Below are 17,749 nucleotides of genomic sequence, written 5' to 3'. Positions count from 1 at the left end.
GGTGACAGCCAGAACAACCCGTACAGCGAATCGGCGAATAGCGCCGGAACCGGAGGACAGTCGTACGACACCTGGGCGCAGCAGGGTAACTACAACTACGGAACTAACAATAATGCGGGCACCCCGGGTGCAGCTGGAGCTGGCAATGGGTACCAAACCGGGTCTAACAGCCAGTATGGGCAGTCAGCTGGATTTCAGGCAGCAACGGTGAAAGCAGAATCGCGTGGGTTTTTCCAGGCGCTTTTCGATTTCAGCTTTTCCAGCTTCATCACCATTCAGTTTGCCAAGTTCATCTACATCATCAATATCGCAATTGCCGCGTTGATTTATTTCTTCTTCGTCATCGCAGGTTTTTCCGGGATGGGCGAAGATGTTGGTGCCGGTTTCCTGGCTGGTTTTGGCATCCTGTTGTTTGGCTGGATTCCTGCTCTACTCCAAATCGTCGCAGTCCGGTTGGGGCTTGAAGGTATGATTGCCGTGATTCGAATCGCGCAGAATACTGCAGCCATTCGTGAGGCTAATGCAGGTAGATAGCCTCTTAAGTTGCTGACTAACGTCGAGCTAGAACTTCTGCTTGGAAGAGCTAAGTAGAAGTCCTAGCTCGACTTTTGTATTTAGTGTGTGGAAATGGCGCCTTCGAACTGTTTTCGAATACGTCAAAAGTTCCGCCTAACTCAATCCGGGCCTAATTATATGATGCAGGTGTCATTGCTCGAGGGGGCATAACCGCTGGTCGGGTCGTGAAGACCTTGGGGTATCGGTCGTCGTAAAGCGACTGGCACTATGAGCAGCCGAAAGTCCCAACGGATTAGAGGAGACAAGCTATGGCTCATACGGCGGGCTACAGTGCATCGGTTGGTTTCGATATTTCCAGCAAAGACTGGTCGTGGGCGTACACGACGTTGGAGGGGACTTTTAGTCGGGGCCAGGTGACGCAGGTTGATTTGGTGCCGTTGCAAGACGACGAAGACGGACGTCCGATTCTTGCCCGAATGGCGGTGGACGCATCGGGGGCGGCTGTCAACGTGGGGGTATTGAATGTGGTGCCCGGGTTCTTTTCCCATGAAAATAAGGCTTTGACCTTTGTTGCGGCGGTCGATGGTGGAGAGGAACGCGGCAATTTAGGGCAGTGTTTCTTCGACAGTGGTGGGCTGATTCCCTTCGACGAAAACTATGAAGACAATGATGCCACGTCTGATTCCTTCACCTTGCAGGTTGACCTGCAGTGGCTCGATGTGGATTCACCGACAGTTGAGGATTCTTCTGAGATTGAGGCTGCGCTGAAGTACGTGCCGCTCAACCTTGGCGCGCACCTGCACGTATCCAACCCATTCGAGGGACCTGGTGAGTTCTCCATTGTGGACTCTCTGATGGAGGGATATATGGAGGAAGACGAGTTCCCACAGGTGCCCCTGAAGTCCACTATCGGCCAGCTTGGATATCTTGCGCTGACCGCGCTTTTTGACGTCGCATCGGTGCGAGTCTTCCGCTCACAGCTGTGGGAAGAAGGGTTCAACTCATGCGAGGAAGCCGAGGATGAGACTGGGGTGGAGTGCACGAATCTGTCGGAGCTCACCGGACCGGAGGAAGACATTGCCGGGCTTGTTGTCAGCGCCACCCGGCATCAGAACAGAATGACTGAAAAGGAATTCTGGGAGTTAATCCTGCGGTTTAAAGACGGGAAGGAGCTGCACTGTTGCGCACCGCACCCATTCGCTTCGGGCACTTTTGAAGCGGTCGAACCGTACCCCGTGGGCGCGATAGTTTCTGGAAAAGCACTGTTTACCGGGCACTTCCTACCGGTGGAGTGGCGTGGCAGCTTTGGGGCATCGCGCTTACAGTTCCCCATCGCAATCGACAGAGAATTGCTGGATGGAGGTTTCCCGTCGCAGGTCGGTGTGCCGTCGGCAAGTAATTATCCGCTGGCCGCCAGTTTCCAAGAGTTCAACGAGGATTTTAGCTTCGGTCGCATCATGACCGATATTGGCGGTTGCCTCGGTTTTTCTATCACGAGTGGTAATGAAGCACTGTTGTCGATGATGCACCGACCGGCGAGAGCGCAGTGGGCGTCGGCAAGCAGATTTCTAGAAATTTTGGGCGACGAAGGGCGGTATGCCCGGGCGACGATGAGCCTTTCGGCTCGAACTGAGACGATGCCGGAATGGAGGCGTGTGCTTTTTGGGGTGTCTCTGCCCACGCTGTCGTGGGGTGGGGCAATCAGTGCAGACGTACACCATGACCCCCTCGACCACTATGCGGCTGTGGATTGCCAGCTTTGCGCCAAGGCTGACATTGCTGGGACGAGCTTCGGGCAGTTGCTCGATACTGAAGTGGATACTGGCCTGCCTATTTACGGGCAGGCGGTAGTCACGGCATCATACGTGTGGGCACCCGAGATTCACCGCAACCCGTTCAGTGGGAGTCGATTCCTTTCAGTGCACGGGTTTATTGGCCGAGAGGCGTTGATTTACTTCCCCTGCCCTGATTGGCTTGAAGAGCTCTGTGATGAACACGGGGATGATGGCGCCGAGGTCGCGTATGCGCTGCAAAATCTTCCCGGCAAGGTGTTGGTTGGACGTTTCGACCACTGCCAGGTTGACTACGGCGGGCAGAATGTTGATCTCGACTGCTTTGATGAGGCGATTTACTCGCGAATCCCGGAGTCTCCGTTGAAGCGCATGGATAAGCGAGTAGTGGAGGATATCGAAAGGTCCTGGAGGAACCCGGAGGTAGCGCTGAATACGGACGCTGTGTTTGATGCGTATGCCTCCGAGAAGTGCACAACCGCAGATTTGATGACGAGTCTGGTTACCGGACCGAATGGCCTGAACGTCCGCCGGGCGGACATATTCGACACTCGTCTAGTGAACCTCTATGAGGCAGCCCCCGACGACTGGCGCGTTGAATGGCCAGAAGGAGGGGATGCCATCATGCTTTTATTGGACACCCAAGAGATGGATGAGTCGGACTATTTGGAGGAGCTTCCCGAAGGTTACGGTACCGGCTCAAGCGACCCCTCCGTACGCGACTACCTCACCGGCGAGGACTTATTTGAGCAGCACGTGGACATGGTTCGAGCCGGCATTGCAGAAAGGCGCTGCTTGTCCATCCTCTATGGCGACCGAAACGACGAGCCGACAGCGCGGATTATCCGCCCGGTGCGCATTGTCGAGCTCGGCCGTCCCTACGTGCTCGCATGGGATGAGCTCCGCGACGACTGGCGAACATTCCGACTCGACAGGTTTAAGATGTGCTCCACCTTGGACCGTTGGTTCAGTCCCATAGAGGTCCCGCTTCCCGACGACATGGATGACGACAGCTATGAGCGGGTGCAGGAGGCTCTGGGTGGTTCCGCCGATGCGGCGACAATCCGCGTTGCCTGGTCAATTGGGATTGGGCGGTAGGCCGGGACAGAGGGGAGGTCGAGGTGGAAGCGGAGGCAGAGATAGCGGTGCCGTGATCGTGGTCGCCGTGGCTGCTGCTGCCGTGATGACCGTTCCCATGGTCGTGTCCGTCGTCCCCAGACTTCTCGACCAGGTCCACAGTCGGAACGGGGTAGTCATCATCGTGGCCCTTTTCGACCCAGTTCATAGACCCCTTTTCGCAGGTCTGCAGCGCCGGCACCTCAACTGTCGACACCTTCGCGTCGGCGAACCGTCACAGCCATGACCAACGCCGAAGGCCAGGTCGGCGTACCCGCCGATTGGAGCTGAGGAGGGAGTTGCGTGAACATGTGTGGTTGCAACGGCTGGGAAGGTGGGAGTCAGCGCGACGCGTGCCGACGCAACTGCGAGGCTGCGGCCTAGGCGGATGTGGGAATGCTTTTCTTGAGGCATGGAAAACTCCCAAATATGTGGGATGAATTCTTGGCTCGATTGCCCCGCCAGGGGAAAATCGGACGTGCATTGCGGAGTCGCCAGAGCTGATTCGGAAGGGCGGGGTTGGGGTTGGCCAGCCCTGCGCTGCCGATGAGCCGGTAGCTGCACAATGTGTCAGGGGATTAGTCGGTTTGTATTGCGGGAAAGTTCCCGGGGCAAGTTACTAAAAATTATTTTGCGGCCCTGAACTGCAAGTATGTAGAACTTTCCAGAAAAGTTGAGTTGGGTGGGAATAACTTTGCCCCATAGTCCGTTGCATAGCATGACAAACATTGAGTCGGACACACTCAAGTTTGCTTGACAGATTTTCTACGGCAATGCAGACTTGAGCGCGTAAGACTTAAGGGCAATTCTTTTACTCTTCTAGAAAGGTGTTCATCATGGGACGCGCTGTTGGTATTGACTTGGGTACGACGAACTCCTGTGTCTCCGTCCTCGAGGGCGGCGAGGCTCAGGTGATTGCGAACGCTGAGGGTTCGCGCACCACTCCGTCGGTGGTTGCATTTGCAAAGAATGGTGAGGTCCTGGTTGGCCAGTCCGCTAAGAACCAGGCTGTCACCAACGTTGATCGCACTATTCGTTCGGTCAAGCGCCATATGGGTACTGACTGGAACATCGAGATTGATGACAAGAAGTACACTCCGCAGGAGATTTCCGCTCGTACGCTGATGAAGCTGAAGCGCGACGCTGAGTCTTACCTGGGTGATGACGTCACTGATGCGGTTATTACCGTTCCGGCTTACTTCAACGACGCTGAGCGTCAGGCAACCAAGGAAGCAGGTCAGATTGCTGGCCTGAACGTCCTGCGCATTGTTAATGAGCCGACTGCTGCTGCACTCGCTTACGGTCTGGAGAAGTCCGACAAGGAGCAGACCATTCTGGTCTTCGACCTCGGTGGCGGTACCTTCGACGTCTCCCTGCTGGAGATTGGCGATGGTGTTGTTGAGGTTCGCGCAACTGCTGGTGACAACAAGCTCGGTGGCGATGACTGGGATCAGCGCATCGTTGACTGGTTGGTTGAGAAGTTCCAGTCCAGCAACGGCATTGACCTGACCAAGGACAAGATGGCTCTGCAGCGTCTGCGCGAGGCTGCTGAGAAGGCCAAGATTGAGCTGTCCTCCTCGCAGCAGGCATCTATCAACCTGCCGTACATCACCGTTGATGCTGACAAGAACCCGCTGTTCCTGGACGAGACCCTGTCCCGTACTGAGTTCCAGCGCATCACCTCCGATTTGCTTGACCGCACTCGTAAGCCGTTCCAGCAGGTCATTGCTGATGCTGATGTTGCGGTTTCCGACATTGACCACGTTGTGCTGGTCGGTGGCTCCACCCGTATGCCGGCAGTCTCTGAGCTGGTCAAGGAACTGACCGGTGGTCGTGAGCCGAACAAGGGCGTTAACCCGGACGAGGTTGTCGCAGTTGGTGCTGCTCTGCAGGCCGGTGTTCTGCGCGGTGAGGTCAAGGACGTGCTGCTGCTCGACGTTACCCCGCTGTCGCTGGGTATTGAGACCAAGGGCGGTGTCATGACCAAGCTGATCGAGCGCAACACCACTATCCCGACCAAGCGTTCGGAGACCTTCACCACTGCTGAAGACAACCAGCCGAGCGTTCAGATTCAGGTCTTCCAGGGTGAGCGTGAGATGGCTGCTGCCAACAAGCTGCTGGGCTCTTTCGAGCTGGGCGGAATCGCTCCGGCACCGCGTGGTGTCCCGCAGATTGAGGTCACCTTCGACATCGACGCCAACGGCATTGTCCACGTCACCGCTAAGGACAAGGGCACTGGTAAGGAAAACACGATCACCATCCAGGACGGCTCCGGCCTCTCCAAGGAGGAGATCGACCAGATGATCAAGGACGCTGAGAAGCACGCTGACGAGGACAAGAAGCGCCGCGAGGAGCAGGAAGTCCGCAACTCGGCTGAGTCCATGGCTTACCAGACCCGCAAGTTCGCATCGGAGAACGAGGACAAGGTTTCCCAGGACATCCGCGACCGCGTTGAAGAGGCCGCCAAGGAAGTCGACGAGGCTCTGAAGGGCTCCGACATCGAGGCCATCAAGTCCGCCGTCGAGAAGCTGTCCACCGAGAGCCAGGAGATGGGTAAGGCTATCTACGAGGCTCAGGCAGCTGAGGGTGCAACCGCAGCCGAGGGTGCTGAGGCCGCTGACGCTGACGACAACGTCGTTGACGCTGAGGTCGTCGACGAGGACGAGAAGGACAAGTAAGAATGACTGACCAGGATCAGGGAAACCAGCCCACCCCGGAGGAGCCGGCCAACCTGGCCGATCAGGTCAACGAGGTCTTCGAGCAGGCCAAGCTTGACGACGACGTGGAGCCGGCGACCGAAAATGCCGCCGGCGACACCGCCGCGGAGGAAGCTGCAGACCCAGTTGCAGCCATCCAGCGTGAGTTGGATGAGCGCACGGAGGACCTGCAGCGCCTGTCGGCGGAGTTCGCAAACTACCGTCGTCGAGTTGACCGAGACCGTGAAGCCGAGCGCGTACAGGCGAAGGCAAAGCTGGCTGGAGAACTGCTGGTTTTGGCTGATGACCTCGACCGGGCTGAAGAGCACGGCGACTTGGCAGACGGCACCCCGCTGAAGGCTTTCGCGGATAAATTCCGCGGCGTGCTGACCGCACAGGGCGTTGAGGAATTTGGTGCCGCAGGAGAGGAGTTCAACCCGGACATCCACGAGGCTGTCCAGGATCTCTCCGAAGGGGATGACAAGGTTCTAGCCAATGTGCTGCGCAAGGGCTACCGAATTAATGACCGTGTCATTCGTACGGCGATGGTAATCATCGGCGATCCGCAGTAGCGGAGACACAAGTGACGCAGATTTCTTTGAATTAGTTTTTCTGAAAGGAGGAGATGCACCATGACTCAACGGGAATGGGCAGATAAGGACTATTACGCTGACTTGGGCGTCTCTAAGTCTGCGTCACTCGACGAGATTAAAAAGGCCTACCGCAAGTTAGCCCGGGAGAACCACCCGGATAAGAACCCGGGTAACAAGGCCGCTGAAGATAAGTTCAAGCGAATCTCCGAGGCATACTCGGTGGTCGGTGACGAGGACAAGCGCCGCGAATACGATGAGCTGCGTGCAGCTCTCGCAGGTGGTTTCCGATTCCCCGGTGCCGCAGGTGCCGGCGGAGCCGGTGCTGCCGGTGCACGTGGATTCGACTTCGACGTGTCGGATCTCTTCGGCGGAGGTGCCGGATTCGGTGGCAATGCTGGTGGTGCAGGTGGCCTAGGTGATTTCCTGGGCGGCTTCGTAAACCGCAATGGTGGCGCTGGTGCTGCCGGGCGGCAGAAGGCCCGCCGTGGTGCGGATGTGGAGACAGAGATTACGCTCGATTTCCGCGAGGCTGCCCAAGGTGTCACCATCCCGCTGCAGCTCACCAACCCGTCGCCATGCACGAACTGCAATGGTTCGGGTGCAGCGCCGGGAACCTCACCGGTGACGTGTACCACCTGTCATGGTTCGGGATATGTCAAGGAGCAAAAGGGGGCCTTCGGCTTCTCCAGTCCGTGTGCTGACTGTGGTGGCCAGGGCACTCGCATCGAGAACCCTTGCTCGCAGTGTAACGGCACCGGTGTGACCACCCGCCGTCGTACCATCACCGTTCGCGTCCCCGCTGGTGTGGTGGACGGCCAGAAGGTCCGTCTTGCGGGCCAAGGTGAAGCGGGACTGCGGGGGCGTCCGGCCGGTGACCTCTTTGTCACCGTTCATGTTCGTCCGGATGAAGTCTTCACCCGCAGCGGCAACGACCTTGAGGTCACGGTGCCCGTGAGCTTCGGCGAGCTCGCGCTCGGCGGCACTATTACTGTGCCGACGTTGGGTGACAAGATTCGCGTGCGTGTCCCGGCTGGCACAGCCGATGGCCGAACACTGCGTGTGCGCGGTCGAGGAATCCCGAAGCGCAATGGCACTCCGGGTGACCTGTTGGTAACCGTGCGTGTGAAGGTGCCGACCAATTTGGACGACAATGCCACTTCGGCATTGCGCTCCTACGTCGAAGCGGAACGTGCCAGTGGGTTCAATCCTCGTGAGGGTTGGGCAGGTGCGAAATAATGTCCGACAACACTGAGGTCTATGTCATATCCGTAGCCGCGAATCTCGCGGGCATGCATGCGCAGACGCTGCGTAATTATGACCGACTCGGGTTGGTAACTCCGCAGCGAACCTCCGGCGGAGGTCGGCGCTACACCAAACGCGATGTGGCGCTGCTGCGTGAGATTCAGCGTCTGAGTCAGGAAGACGGCGTCAACCTGGCCGGTATTAAGGCCATCATCGACCTGACTGAGCGGGTGGATTCGCTTGAGCAGGAAAATGCAGAACTGCGAGAGCAGCTCTATCAAGCAAAGGCACAGGCTCGTCGTTCGCGAGGCGAACTGGTTCACGTCCCACGCTCTACGGCAGTGGTGATGTGGGAGCCGCGCACACGACGTAGGCACAAAGACAACCGCGGTGCGGAAGGATAATCCCACACGGCTGATTGAACGGACTAAGCAGCGTTGGCTGGTTAGTCCGTTTTCTCTTGGCTTGTTAATTTTGGCCGTGGATTAGCAACCGCTGATCTGAGACACCGGTCAGCTGTCAGTTAGCCACCGGTTGGTCTCGCGGGTGAAAACTTCGTCGTCAAAGTAGTGTTCGATGTGCGGGTTGCCCTGAACGTGCCGATACTTTTGAGGAATATCCTGCACGGGAGTGACCATGAAATCGGTCAAATCTCGCATGGACAGGCCACGCTCACTCAGGTTGAGTGTGTACGCGCCGAAATCCTTATCCGCTGGGTTTTTCCCATGAATCCCCAGTTCGGCAGGAATACGAATGGGGTCCATCGGGGACGTCGCCACTGCCACACGGTGGCTATTCTCATTTTCGGGTCGGACTGTTCCGTCCGGCTTGAGTAGTTTCATGTCGTTTGCGCGCTCCAGTCCGGGGCCAACACCTGGCGGAGCTATGAGCAGCACCCTATCCGCGTAGAGGCCACTACCAAGGGAAGCCTGCGAGACCACCGTCGCCCCATAGCTATAGCCGGCAACAACGTGCCGCTGAGTAGAAGACGTGCCGTGGCTAGTAAGGCCACCGGCAATCGCAGTGTCACCACTATCGACACCACCGGAACGCTCAATCAAACCAGCTTGCAAATGCTGCAGCCGCTCAGCGGCAAAATTGTGATACTCGGTGCGTATGGCCTCACGGAGGTCGGGCGGCGCGTCATAGGAAAACAACACCACCGCCACATCCTCCGGATCTTCACCGGCGGCGTGGAAGGTCGCGGCTACGCGCTCGAACTGCCTGCTAGCGTCCTCCGCGCTAGAGCTGGTGCCGGGGACGAGAGTAATCACAGTCGATGCTCGCTCAACGTCACCGAACGCAATCGCAGAATGTCCAGGCGAGGACTCCAATAGTTGTCCAGGAGGCAGCCCCAAAGCCCGAGCGCGAGCGGACATGGCAGCGTCTATCTCCGATAGCGGTCTACTCGAATACGCCCCAGTCAATCCGCTCCCAAATTCCAAGTCCCAACCACCGTCAAGCCCTCTGTCAGCAGGGTTGCCAGTACCGCTGCCAGCCTGCGATGGCTGCAATCTACCCGAGCCGCTAGCTCCGGTTGCCACCAGTGGTGAAAGAGCTGAGATTGCGCCCGCCGCCTTCTCATCGAGTCGGTTGAGCTCAGCCAAAGCCGACTGAATCCGCAGCTGCGAGGTTGCACGCCATTCGGCCATGGTGAAAGGCCCGGCAGGAATTTTGGGATGAACGAGGCTGCGCGCAATCGCAGACAGCATGCCCTCCGGCGGAGTCACCGCACCAGAAACCAGGTTCACCTGAAACCCCAGGTTGGTTGCCTGGTTTACCGCGTCGGTAAGTTCGCGGATGACGTCGTTAAGCATGGCGGCGGTGTCGCTGCAGCAGGCGGCGAGACGTTCGAGCGCGACGCTGCTTCGGCGCAGACGCGTGGAGCTGTGGGTGACAGAAACCTCGGCGGCGCTGCGGTTGTCGCCGGCGAAGTCATCCTCTGAAAGCGCGTTGAGTGCGGCCTGGGAACTGTCGGCGGAATCGGCGAGGGCGCGCGCCCCGGAACGCAGTGCCCGGGCAAGCGTCTCCAGCGAATCCACACGCCACAGCAGCGCTTCGCCTACCGTGACCATGACAGCTTTTCCAAGGCGGCGGACTGGTCATGCTCGTGCGCGAGAGCGCTGACAGCGAGGGCATCGGCAGCCTGCGCAATAACGTCGATGTTTGTGCACGCAGCAAGCAATGATTCCGACCACTTTCCACAAGTAGTGGAGGCAGCGGGGACGATCCGTGAGCCGGGCAGGGCAGAGGTGAGCTCGGCGCTTCCCGGGGCAGCTGCGACGATGGTGGAAAGACCATCAATACGAGTGGAAATCTGCTGGTAGGAACGACTTAAGGTGGATAGTTGAGCTGGGTTGACTGTGATGTGTTCGGCCATGTTTTTGATTCTGCTGGGTGGCGAAAGGCAGCGGAAGACCATCTTCAGCGAACTGTGGATAACTCTGAGCGGAAGCAACGCAGGAAGCCGCGCTGTGGATAACTTCAGGGCGGTCAATCCGGGGTAGTCGGTAGCATTTAGGCATGCGTATTGCACTGGCTCAGTTGGAATTGTCAGCGTCGGTTGAAGAGAATCTGGACGCGGTGAAGGTGACTATCGCGCGGGCAGCACAGGACAACGCCGATTTGGTGGTTTTCCCCGAGGCCACGATGAAGGCGTTCAATTCCGGTCGCCTGGATGTCGTGGCGGAGTCCAGCAGCGATAGGTTCGTAGCGGAGGTCTCGCAGGCCGCTCACGATGCCGGAATCAGCGTGGTGGTCGGCATGTTCCGGCCGGCAGATGAAGTGGAGCGCGACGGTAAGACGATGCACCGCGTCTTCAATTCGTTGCTTCTGGCTTGGCGTGATGAGGACGGCCCCGGTGTCGAGTTCTACGACAAACTCCACCTCTTCGACGCTTTTGGGTTTCGCGAATCGGATACTGTCGCGCCGGGCAACGCGCACGTGGTCTGTGATGTCCCGCTTGCCGACGGATCGTCGGTCGCCCTCGGTCTTGCGACATGCTTTGACATCCGGTTCCCGGAGCAATTCATTCAACTGGCCAACCTGGGCGCAGAGGTCATCGCGCTGCCTGCATCGTGGAATGACGGCCCGGGCAAGGTAAGGCAGTGGCAGACGCTGGTGTCGGCACGCGCACTGGATAGCACTTGTGTGATTGCGGCAGTCGATGCAGCCCGGCCTGGTGGGGCGAAGGCCGCGGGGAAAGATGAGGGGCCGACCGGCGCGGGGCACTCCATGTTGGTCAATGCGGACGGCGGAGTTATTGCCTCGGCGGGCTACGACCCGCAGTTGCTTGTGGCCGATGTGGATATAGCGGAGGTGGAGCGGATTCGTCGCTCGATTCCGGTGCTGGAGATTCGCGATCAGGGCTAGCCGGGAAGCAATGAAGCGGGCCGAGCCGAGGGGGCGAAGATTGCGGGATATTAGCCTATAGTTCTACCGATTCGGGCGAAGTCCTTTATATTTCTTATCATGCTGCTCCACATCCTCTGGGTCATCGGAATTACGGCTGAAGGCGTCACCGGCGCACTAGCGGCCGGTCGAATGCGCATGGATCTCTTTGGAGTTTCAACAATTGCGTGCATGACTGCTATCGGCGGCGGTACCCTGCGCGATGTCATTCTCGGTCACTATCCGTTGGTGTGGGTTGCAAGCCCACAATATTTGCTGGTTATTGTCGGTGCAGCACTGATCACGGTGCTGTTGGCCGACTTCCTGATGAAGCACTTCCGGGTCGTGTTCTTGGTCGCTGACGCAATCGGTTTGTCGGCGTTTTCCATCATTGGTGCCCGCGTGGCCATGGAAATGGGGCACGGCGTCATCATCGCTATTGTCGGCGCCGTTCTTACCGGTGCGTTTGGAGGTGTGCTCCGCGACCTGATGTGTGACCGCGTCCCGCTGGTGTTTCAAAAGGAGCTCTATGCCTCCATCGCAGTCGTCGCGGCGACGCTTTACTACGTGCTCGACATGGTTGGCCTGCACGAGAACATCAACATCATCTGTGCGGTGCTGTCCGCACTGTTCATTCGACTAGCGGCGCTTTGGCGTGGCTGGTCGCTGCCGGTATTTGACTATCAGGGGCGCGATTAAAACACAGTACCCAGAAAAACTCTCAGCAAAATACTCTAATTAGCTCAGCAGAATCGATAGTTGTTGCTGAAAAGATTGCCGTTATGGGTTTTTCTGGATTCCTCTCCGGTATCGGAGACCCCGAAGCTCTACTCCAGGGGTTTGGCCCTTGGGTGCTTGCGGGGCTTGGACTCATCATCTTTATTGAGTCCGGTGTGCTCTTTCCTTTTCTGCCCGGTGACTCGCTGTTGGTCACTGCTGCCGTCTTAAGGTCAGAGCTAGATGTCCACACCTGGCAGGTGCTGGTTATCGGTATTATTGCCGCGGTGCTGGGTGATCAAGTCGGTTACTTCTTAGGCCACTCCTTCGGCCGCAAACTGTTCAGCGACAATGCCAAGGTGCTCCGAACTAATCGGCTGGAAGCGGCCGAGAAGTTCTTTGCCAAGTACGGACCACTGTCGTTGGTGCTGGGGCGATTTGTTCCCATTGTGCGCACCTACGTTCCGCTGGCTGCGGGCACTGCGAATATGCCCTACGGAAAGTTCATCGGCTGGAATGTCACCGGTGCGATTGGCTGGGTCGCCAGTATGGTCGCTGTTGGTGTGCTGCTGGGCAACATTCCGGGAATCACCAGTTCCATCGACAAGATCATGTTGCTGGTCATTGCAATTTCCGTGCTACCGGTTGTCATTGGTGGTGTGAATGCGCGTCGTAAAGCAGCTGTTGCGAAGCGCTCGGTGTAGGACGGTGCTGTCGTAAGGGCAGAGGCGCCGACAGAAAAACTCCCGCACCAAGAAAACCTGGTGCGGGAGTTTTTAGTTGCGCTAGCGACTATCTAGAGGTGCGCACAAGCGCAGATGCACAGCGCGGACGATTAGGAAATCGAAGCCTCGTAGATGCCCTTGACGGACTCAGCCATAGTTGCGTTGAAATCTTCGTCGGACTGCTGAGCGGACAGGCCCTCAGACAGTGCACGGGAGAAGGAAGCAATCATGCCGTGGTTGCGGGACAGGCGCTCGTTGGCGTCCTCGCGCTCGTAGCCACCGGACAGGGCGACAACGCGCATGACCTTCGGGTGCTCAATCAGCGGCTTGTACAGGTCATCCTTGGTCGGGATGGAAACCTTGATCATGACCTTCTGGTCATCAGCCAGGTCATCCAGGCCAGCGAGCAGCTCGCGCAGGACGATGTCCTCAGCCTCTGCCTTGTCAGCAGCGTTGATGTCGACCTCCGGCTCCAGGATCGGAACCAGACCGTGGGACAGAACCTGCTTGCCGAACTCGAACTGCTGGGCAATGTTGGCCTTGATGCCCTCTTCGTTTGCCTCAGCAATGAAGGAACGCATCTTGGTACCGAAGATGCCCTTAGCGACAGCGCGCTCCAGCAGCTCATCCAGGCCCGGGCACGGCTTCATAAGCTGAACGCCGTTTTCCTTGTCTGCCAGGCCCTTGTCAGTCTTCAGGAACGGGACGATGCCCTTCTTTTCCCACAGGTACTGAGCGGTCGGGATTCCCTCAATGTCGCGATCCATGGTCTGCTCGAAGAGAATCGCGCCAATAATCTGCTCAGAGTTGAAGGACGGGGAAGTGATGATGCGGGTACGCATCTGGTGAACCAGGTCGAACATTTCATCTTCGTTCGAGTACTGATCCTCGTTGATGCCGTACAGGCGCAGAGCCTTCGGGGTAGATCCACCGGACTGGTCGAGAGCGGCGATGAAGCCCTTGCCCTCAGTCATCTGACGTGCCTGCTCGATGTTCATTCGAGTCCTTTCGTGAGAATGAAGGAATGTCACCTACCAGGGTAACCAAAACAGTATGAGTGCGCTGTCCACCCATCACTCACATGGGGGAAGTTGAATCCGGCGGGAGTGTGCTGGTGAGGACGTCGGGCGGTGTGTCGGAGTGTGTTCGCACGTGGTTTCTCGAGCTTTCCAACGTTTTCTAGTGCTTTCCGGCGCGCTACTACGCTTAACGACGCTGCCGAGCTCAATCCTTTTTGCTATAGATGTGGTGTGAATCACAGTCGGAAATTGAAAAATTTGAAGTTGAGTGGAACAGACTCAAGGCTGAGTGCGTTATGGGTAGTGAATGACAAAGTTGAGTCAAAGGGGCGCAAGTTATGAGTTTTACACCAACAACTAAGACTGGAGAAGTTCTCCAGGAAGCTATGAAGGCCGCGACCAACGCGGGTAACCCGGATATCCGGCCTGGGCACATTCTGGTAGCACTGCTGGAGCAAAAGGAGGGTATTGCGGCTCCACTGCTTGAAGCAGCGGGCGTTAATCCTTCCGGGGTTTTGACCCGCGCTAAGGAGTTGGTCGCGGGGTACCCGTCGGCAAGCGGGGCGAATATGGCGAACCCACAGTTTAATAGGGACGCCGTTAATGCTCTGAACGCCGCCGAGGAGCTGGCGGGGGAGCTGGGAGACGAGTACGTTTCCACGGAAATTCTGCTTATCGGTGTAGCAACTGGCCAGTCGGAGGCGGCAACTGTGCTACAGTCGGCGGGTGCTACTGCCGAGGCGTTAAAGGGCGCGCTGACTAGTGTGCGTGGATCGAGGAAGGTAACAACGGAGAATCCAGAAGAGCAGTACCAGGCTCTGGAAAAGTATGCGACGGACTTAACCGCGCGGGCACGTGAGGGCAAGATTGACCCAGTTATTGGCCGCGATGCGGAGATTCGTCGCGTGGTACAGGTCTTGAGTCGTCGTACCAAGAACAATCCGGTGCTCATTGGTGAGCCGGGCGTTGGTAAGACGGCCATTGTAGAGGGGCTGGCACGACGGATTGTTGCAGGTGACGTGCCGGAATCTCTGAAGGGCAAGACGCTGATGAGCCTGGATCTGGGCTCTATGGTCGCCGGTGCGAAGTACCGCGGTGAGTTCGAGGAGCGCCTGAAGGCGGTTCTGGACGAGATTAAGGAATCCGACGGTCAGATTATTACCTTCATCGATGAGATTCACACCATCGTTGGCGCTGGCGCCACGGGTGATAGCTCGATGGATGCGGGCAATATGATTAAACCGATGCTGGCTCGTGGTGAGCTGCGGCTGGTCGGTGCGACGACCCTGGATGAGTACCGCAAGTACATCGAGAAGGATGCTGCGCTGGAGCGTCGTTTCCAGCAGGTCTTTGTCGGTGAGCCGAGCGTTGAGGACGCCATTGGTATTCTGCGTGGTCTGAAGGAGCGCTACGAGGTCCACCACGGTGTTCGCATCCAGGACTCCGCGCTGGTGGCTGCAGCAACGCTGTCGGACCGCTACATCACATCCCGCTTCCTGCCGGATAAGGCTATCGACCTGGTTGATGAGGCCGCATCGCGTCTGCGTATGGAGATTGACTCCTCGCCGGAGGAAATCGACTCCGCGGAACGCATCGTGCGCCGCCTCGAAATCGAGGAAATGGCCCTGGAGAAGGAAACTGACATCGCGTCGAAGGAACGCCTGGACAAGCTCCGTGAGGAACTTGCAGATGAGCGCGAGAAGCTCAACGCTCTGAAGACTCGCTGGCAGAACGAGAAGTCCTCGATTGATGATGTCCGCTCCGTCCGCGAAGAGCTCGATGCCCTGCGCACTGAGTCCGAAAAGGCTGAGCGCGAAGGTGACTACGGGCGCGTCGCAGAGCTGCGTTACGGACGCATCCCTGAGTTGGAGAAGAAGCTGGAGGCCGCCGAGGAATCGGTCGCTGACGCAGAGGAAAACTCCATGCTCAAGGAGGAGGTCACGCCTCAGGAAGTCGCTGAGGTTGTCTCCGCCTGGACGGGTATCCCGGCTGGCAAGATGATGCAGGGTGAGACCGAGAAGCTGCTCGAAATGGAGCTCAACCTCGGCCGTCGCGTTGTTGGTCAGAATGCCGCTGTGGAGGCTGTCTCCGATGCCGTCCGCCGTTCGCGTGCGGGTGTTGCCGATCCGAACCGTCCGACTGGTTCCTTCCTGTTCCTCGGTCCAACTGGCGTTGGTAAGACAGAGCTGGCCAAGGCGCTGGCGGAGTTCCTCTTCGACGATGAGCGTGCGATGGTGCGCATCGATATGTCCGAGTACGGCGAGAAGCACTCTGTCGCTCGTCTGATTGGTGCTCCTCCCGGATACGTCGGCTACGACGCTGGCGGTCAGCTCACCGAGGCTGTTCGTCGCCGTCCGTACACCGTCGTGCTTTTCGACGAGGTCGAGAAGGCTCACCCGGACGTGTTCGATGTGCTCCTGCAGGTGCTCGATGAGGGGCGCCTGACCGATGGTCAGGGCCGAACCGTGGACTTCCGAAACACGATTCTGATTCTGACCTCCAACCTCGGTGCTGGTGGTACGCATGAGCAGATCATGGATGCGGTCAAGATGGCCTTCAAGCCGGAGTTCATCAACCGTCTCGACGATGTAGTGATCTTCGATCCGCTGACCTCCGAGCAGCTGCGCGGCATTGTGGACATTCAGGTTCGCAACCTGGCAGAACGCCTGGAGGCACGTCGTCTGGTGCTGGATGTCTCCGATGAGGCACTGGATTGGCTGTCGGAGCGCGGCTACGACCCGGCCTACGGCGCCCGTCCGTTGCGTCGTCTGGTGCAGAAGGCAATCGGCGATGAGCTGGCACGTCGACTGCTCGCCGGTGATGTTCGCGATGGTGACCGCGTAGAGGTCACGGTTGCTGACGATGGCGAGTCGCTGAAGGTTGTCGGCTATGACGAGGATGGTGTAGCCCGAGTCTAGGGCGCCTGATACTCAGGGCGATAACTGCTGAGCAGGCTGTCTGTTTGTTGGGGCGGTTTGGGAGAGTTTTCTCCTGAACCGCCCCTTTTTTGTGCCTTTATTGTCCGGGTTTATGTGTCTTGTGACCGACCGTGTGGGCTTGTTGCATTCCGGTCAGTCTGGAGTGCGCCGGTATAGTGCGCAAATATGACTAACTTTCAGTGGCGACCAGCGACAGACTCCGACATCCCCTTCATTGCCTGGATGGACGAACTAACGGAAACATTCGGAGATGAAAGTCAGCCACTGCCGGAAGATTATGTGGTCACGAGGCGTCAATACGTCGACCAGTGGGACGCGAGTCAGGGCGGGGTTATCCTTTTCGCCACTTCGCTTGACGACGCTGACCTCGAGTCGCTCAGTAGCGACATGACCCGCACTGACCCATTTGAACCGAGGGTTTCTCGCGAGGCTACCTACAGTGCGGCCGCCATTAAGACGGAATGGTTGGAGCGCGGGGATTCGTCGTCAAGCGAAGAGCACGAGAGCTATGAAGTGCCGGTGGGGGCGGCCTGGCTGCGTACGTTTACGCAGGACGATCCGGGGTACGGGTTTGTGGAAAATCGGATTCCTGAGGTAGCGATTGCGCTGCGTCCGGGTGTTGTTGGGCGCAGGCTGTCGCAGCCGATGATTGCAGGACTCCTTGAGTATGCGCGTGAGCTGGGGTACCCGGGGGTTAGTCTGGCTGTCCATGATGCCAACCCGCGGGCGGCGAAAGCCTATGTGAAGGCGGGATTTGAGCTAGTGGGGCGCTCGAGCTTCCCGGACCATGATGTGATGGTGGTGCGGTTTTAGGTTTTCGGCGTGCAGTTTTTGGTGGGGGCTGCGCGGGTTGGTGGGGGGCTGCGCGGGTGGTGAGGGACTGCGCGAGTTGGTGGGGTTTTCAGGGCGGATGGTGGGGTGTTTAGGCGCTGGAAGCGAGGCAGCGTTTCGGAAAAAGGTTCGAAAAAGTTGACTTAGGGGGTTGTGGTGTGTCGAATGGGTGTGC

Annotated in this window: 14 protein-coding genes; 11 read left to right on the top strand and 3 right to left on the bottom strand. The window is 58.1% G+C overall.

The features are described 5' to 3' along the window. Positions 1-207: 207 nt before the first annotated feature. The 6 genes from CRD20_RS04340 (at position 208) to CRD20_RS04315 (ending at position 8,357) form a co-directional block, all read left to right on the top strand. Positions 208-534 (top strand): DUF4282 domain-containing protein, encoded by a 327-nt coding sequence (locus tag CRD20_RS04340; protein WP_048734443.1) that lies wholly within the window; start codon positions 208-210, stop codon positions 532-534. A gap of 290 nt (positions 535-824) precedes the next feature. Further along, positions 825-3,404 carry a YafY family protein gene (locus tag CRD20_RS11140; protein WP_255468704.1) on the top strand — a complete coding sequence of 860 codons (2,580 nt, stop codon included), beginning with the start codon at positions 825-827 and terminating at the stop codon, positions 3,402-3,404. A gap of 854 nt (positions 3,405-4,258) precedes the next feature. After that, positions 4,259-6,100, top strand: a complete 1,842-nt coding sequence (gene dnaK / locus CRD20_RS04330; RefSeq protein WP_038626797.1) for a molecular chaperone DnaK — start codon at positions 4,259-4,261, stop codon at positions 6,098-6,100. A 2-nt stretch (positions 6,101-6,102) separates the two neighbouring features. Continuing rightward, entirely contained in the window at positions 6,103-6,690 is a 588-nt protein-coding gene (gene grpE / locus CRD20_RS04325; RefSeq protein WP_126108218.1) for a nucleotide exchange factor GrpE, read from the top strand. A gap of 60 nt (positions 6,691-6,750) precedes the next feature. Further along, a complete protein-coding gene (dnaJ, locus tag CRD20_RS04320; RefSeq protein WP_005511752.1) occupies positions 6,751-7,947 on the top strand; it encodes a molecular chaperone DnaJ in 1,197 nt (398 codons plus the stop codon). Then, positions 7,947-8,357: a heat shock protein transcriptional repressor HspR gene (locus tag CRD20_RS04315; protein WP_070601024.1), complete on the top strand. Its 411-nt coding sequence runs from the start codon at positions 7,947-7,949 to the stop codon at positions 8,355-8,357. Before dnaJ ends, CRD20_RS04315 begins: the two co-directional genes overlap by 1 nt. Positions 8,358-8,465: 108 nt before the next feature. On the opposite strand, the gene CRD20_RS04310 is transcribed toward CRD20_RS04315, so the two are convergent. Next, complete coding sequence (locus tag CRD20_RS04310; protein ID WP_187404895.1) at positions 8,466-10,028, bottom strand: alpha/beta hydrolase; 1,563 nt, start codon at positions 10,026-10,028, stop codon at positions 8,466-8,468. Then, positions 10,016-10,333: a hypothetical protein gene (locus tag CRD20_RS04305; protein ID WP_150963407.1), complete on the bottom strand. Its 318-nt coding sequence runs from the start codon at positions 10,331-10,333 to the stop codon at positions 10,016-10,018. The genes CRD20_RS04310 and CRD20_RS04305 overlap by 13 nt, the downstream gene beginning before the upstream one ends. 143 nt (positions 10,334-10,476) lie before the next feature. Between CRD20_RS04305 and CRD20_RS04300 the strand changes: the two genes are divergently transcribed. The 3 genes from CRD20_RS04300 (at position 10,477) to CRD20_RS04290 (ending at position 12,764) form a co-directional block, all read left to right on the top strand. After that, positions 10,477-11,325: a carbon-nitrogen hydrolase family protein gene (locus CRD20_RS04300; protein WP_049193760.1), complete on the top strand. Its 849-nt coding sequence runs from the start codon at positions 10,477-10,479 to the stop codon at positions 11,323-11,325. Positions 11,326-11,424: 99 nt separating this feature from the next. Beyond that, the gene (locus tag CRD20_RS04295; RefSeq protein ID WP_016421558.1) at positions 11,425-12,042 is read left to right on the top strand and encodes a trimeric intracellular cation channel family protein; all 618 of its coding nucleotides are present in this window, start codon (positions 11,425-11,427) and stop codon (positions 12,040-12,042) included. An 83-nt stretch (positions 12,043-12,125) separates the two neighbouring features. Then, complete coding sequence (locus CRD20_RS04290) at positions 12,126-12,764, top strand: DedA family protein (protein WP_187404894.1); 639 nt, start codon at positions 12,126-12,128, stop codon at positions 12,762-12,764. A gap of 131 nt (positions 12,765-12,895) precedes the next feature. Here CRD20_RS04290 and CRD20_RS04285 read toward each other — a convergent pair whose 3' ends face one another. Beyond that, the gene (locus CRD20_RS04285; RefSeq protein WP_048734469.1) at positions 12,896-13,783 is read right to left on the bottom strand and encodes a fructose bisphosphate aldolase; all 888 of its coding nucleotides are present in this window, start codon (positions 13,781-13,783) and stop codon (positions 12,896-12,898) included. Positions 13,784-14,142: 359 nt separating this feature from the next. Between CRD20_RS04285 and clpB the strand changes: the two genes are divergently transcribed. Both clpB and CRD20_RS04275 read left to right on the top strand, forming a co-directional pair. Continuing rightward, positions 14,143-16,722: an ATP-dependent chaperone ClpB gene (gene clpB / locus CRD20_RS04280; protein ID WP_187404893.1), complete on the top strand. Its 2,580-nt coding sequence runs from the start codon at positions 14,143-14,145 to the stop codon at positions 16,720-16,722. A 186-nt stretch (positions 16,723-16,908) separates the two neighbouring features. Beyond that, a complete protein-coding gene (locus CRD20_RS04275) occupies positions 16,909-17,556 on the top strand; it encodes a GNAT family N-acetyltransferase (RefSeq protein ID WP_187404892.1) in 648 nt (215 codons plus the stop codon). The last annotated feature ends 193 nt before the right edge of the window (positions 17,557-17,749 follow it).

The sequence above is a fragment of the Corynebacterium sp. LK33 genome (assembly GCF_014334955.1).
GTDB classification, from domain to species: Bacteria; Actinomycetota; Actinomycetes; order Mycobacteriales; family Mycobacteriaceae; genus Corynebacterium; species Corynebacterium jeikeium_D.
This window is presented reverse-complemented; position numbering and strand designations above follow the sequence as displayed.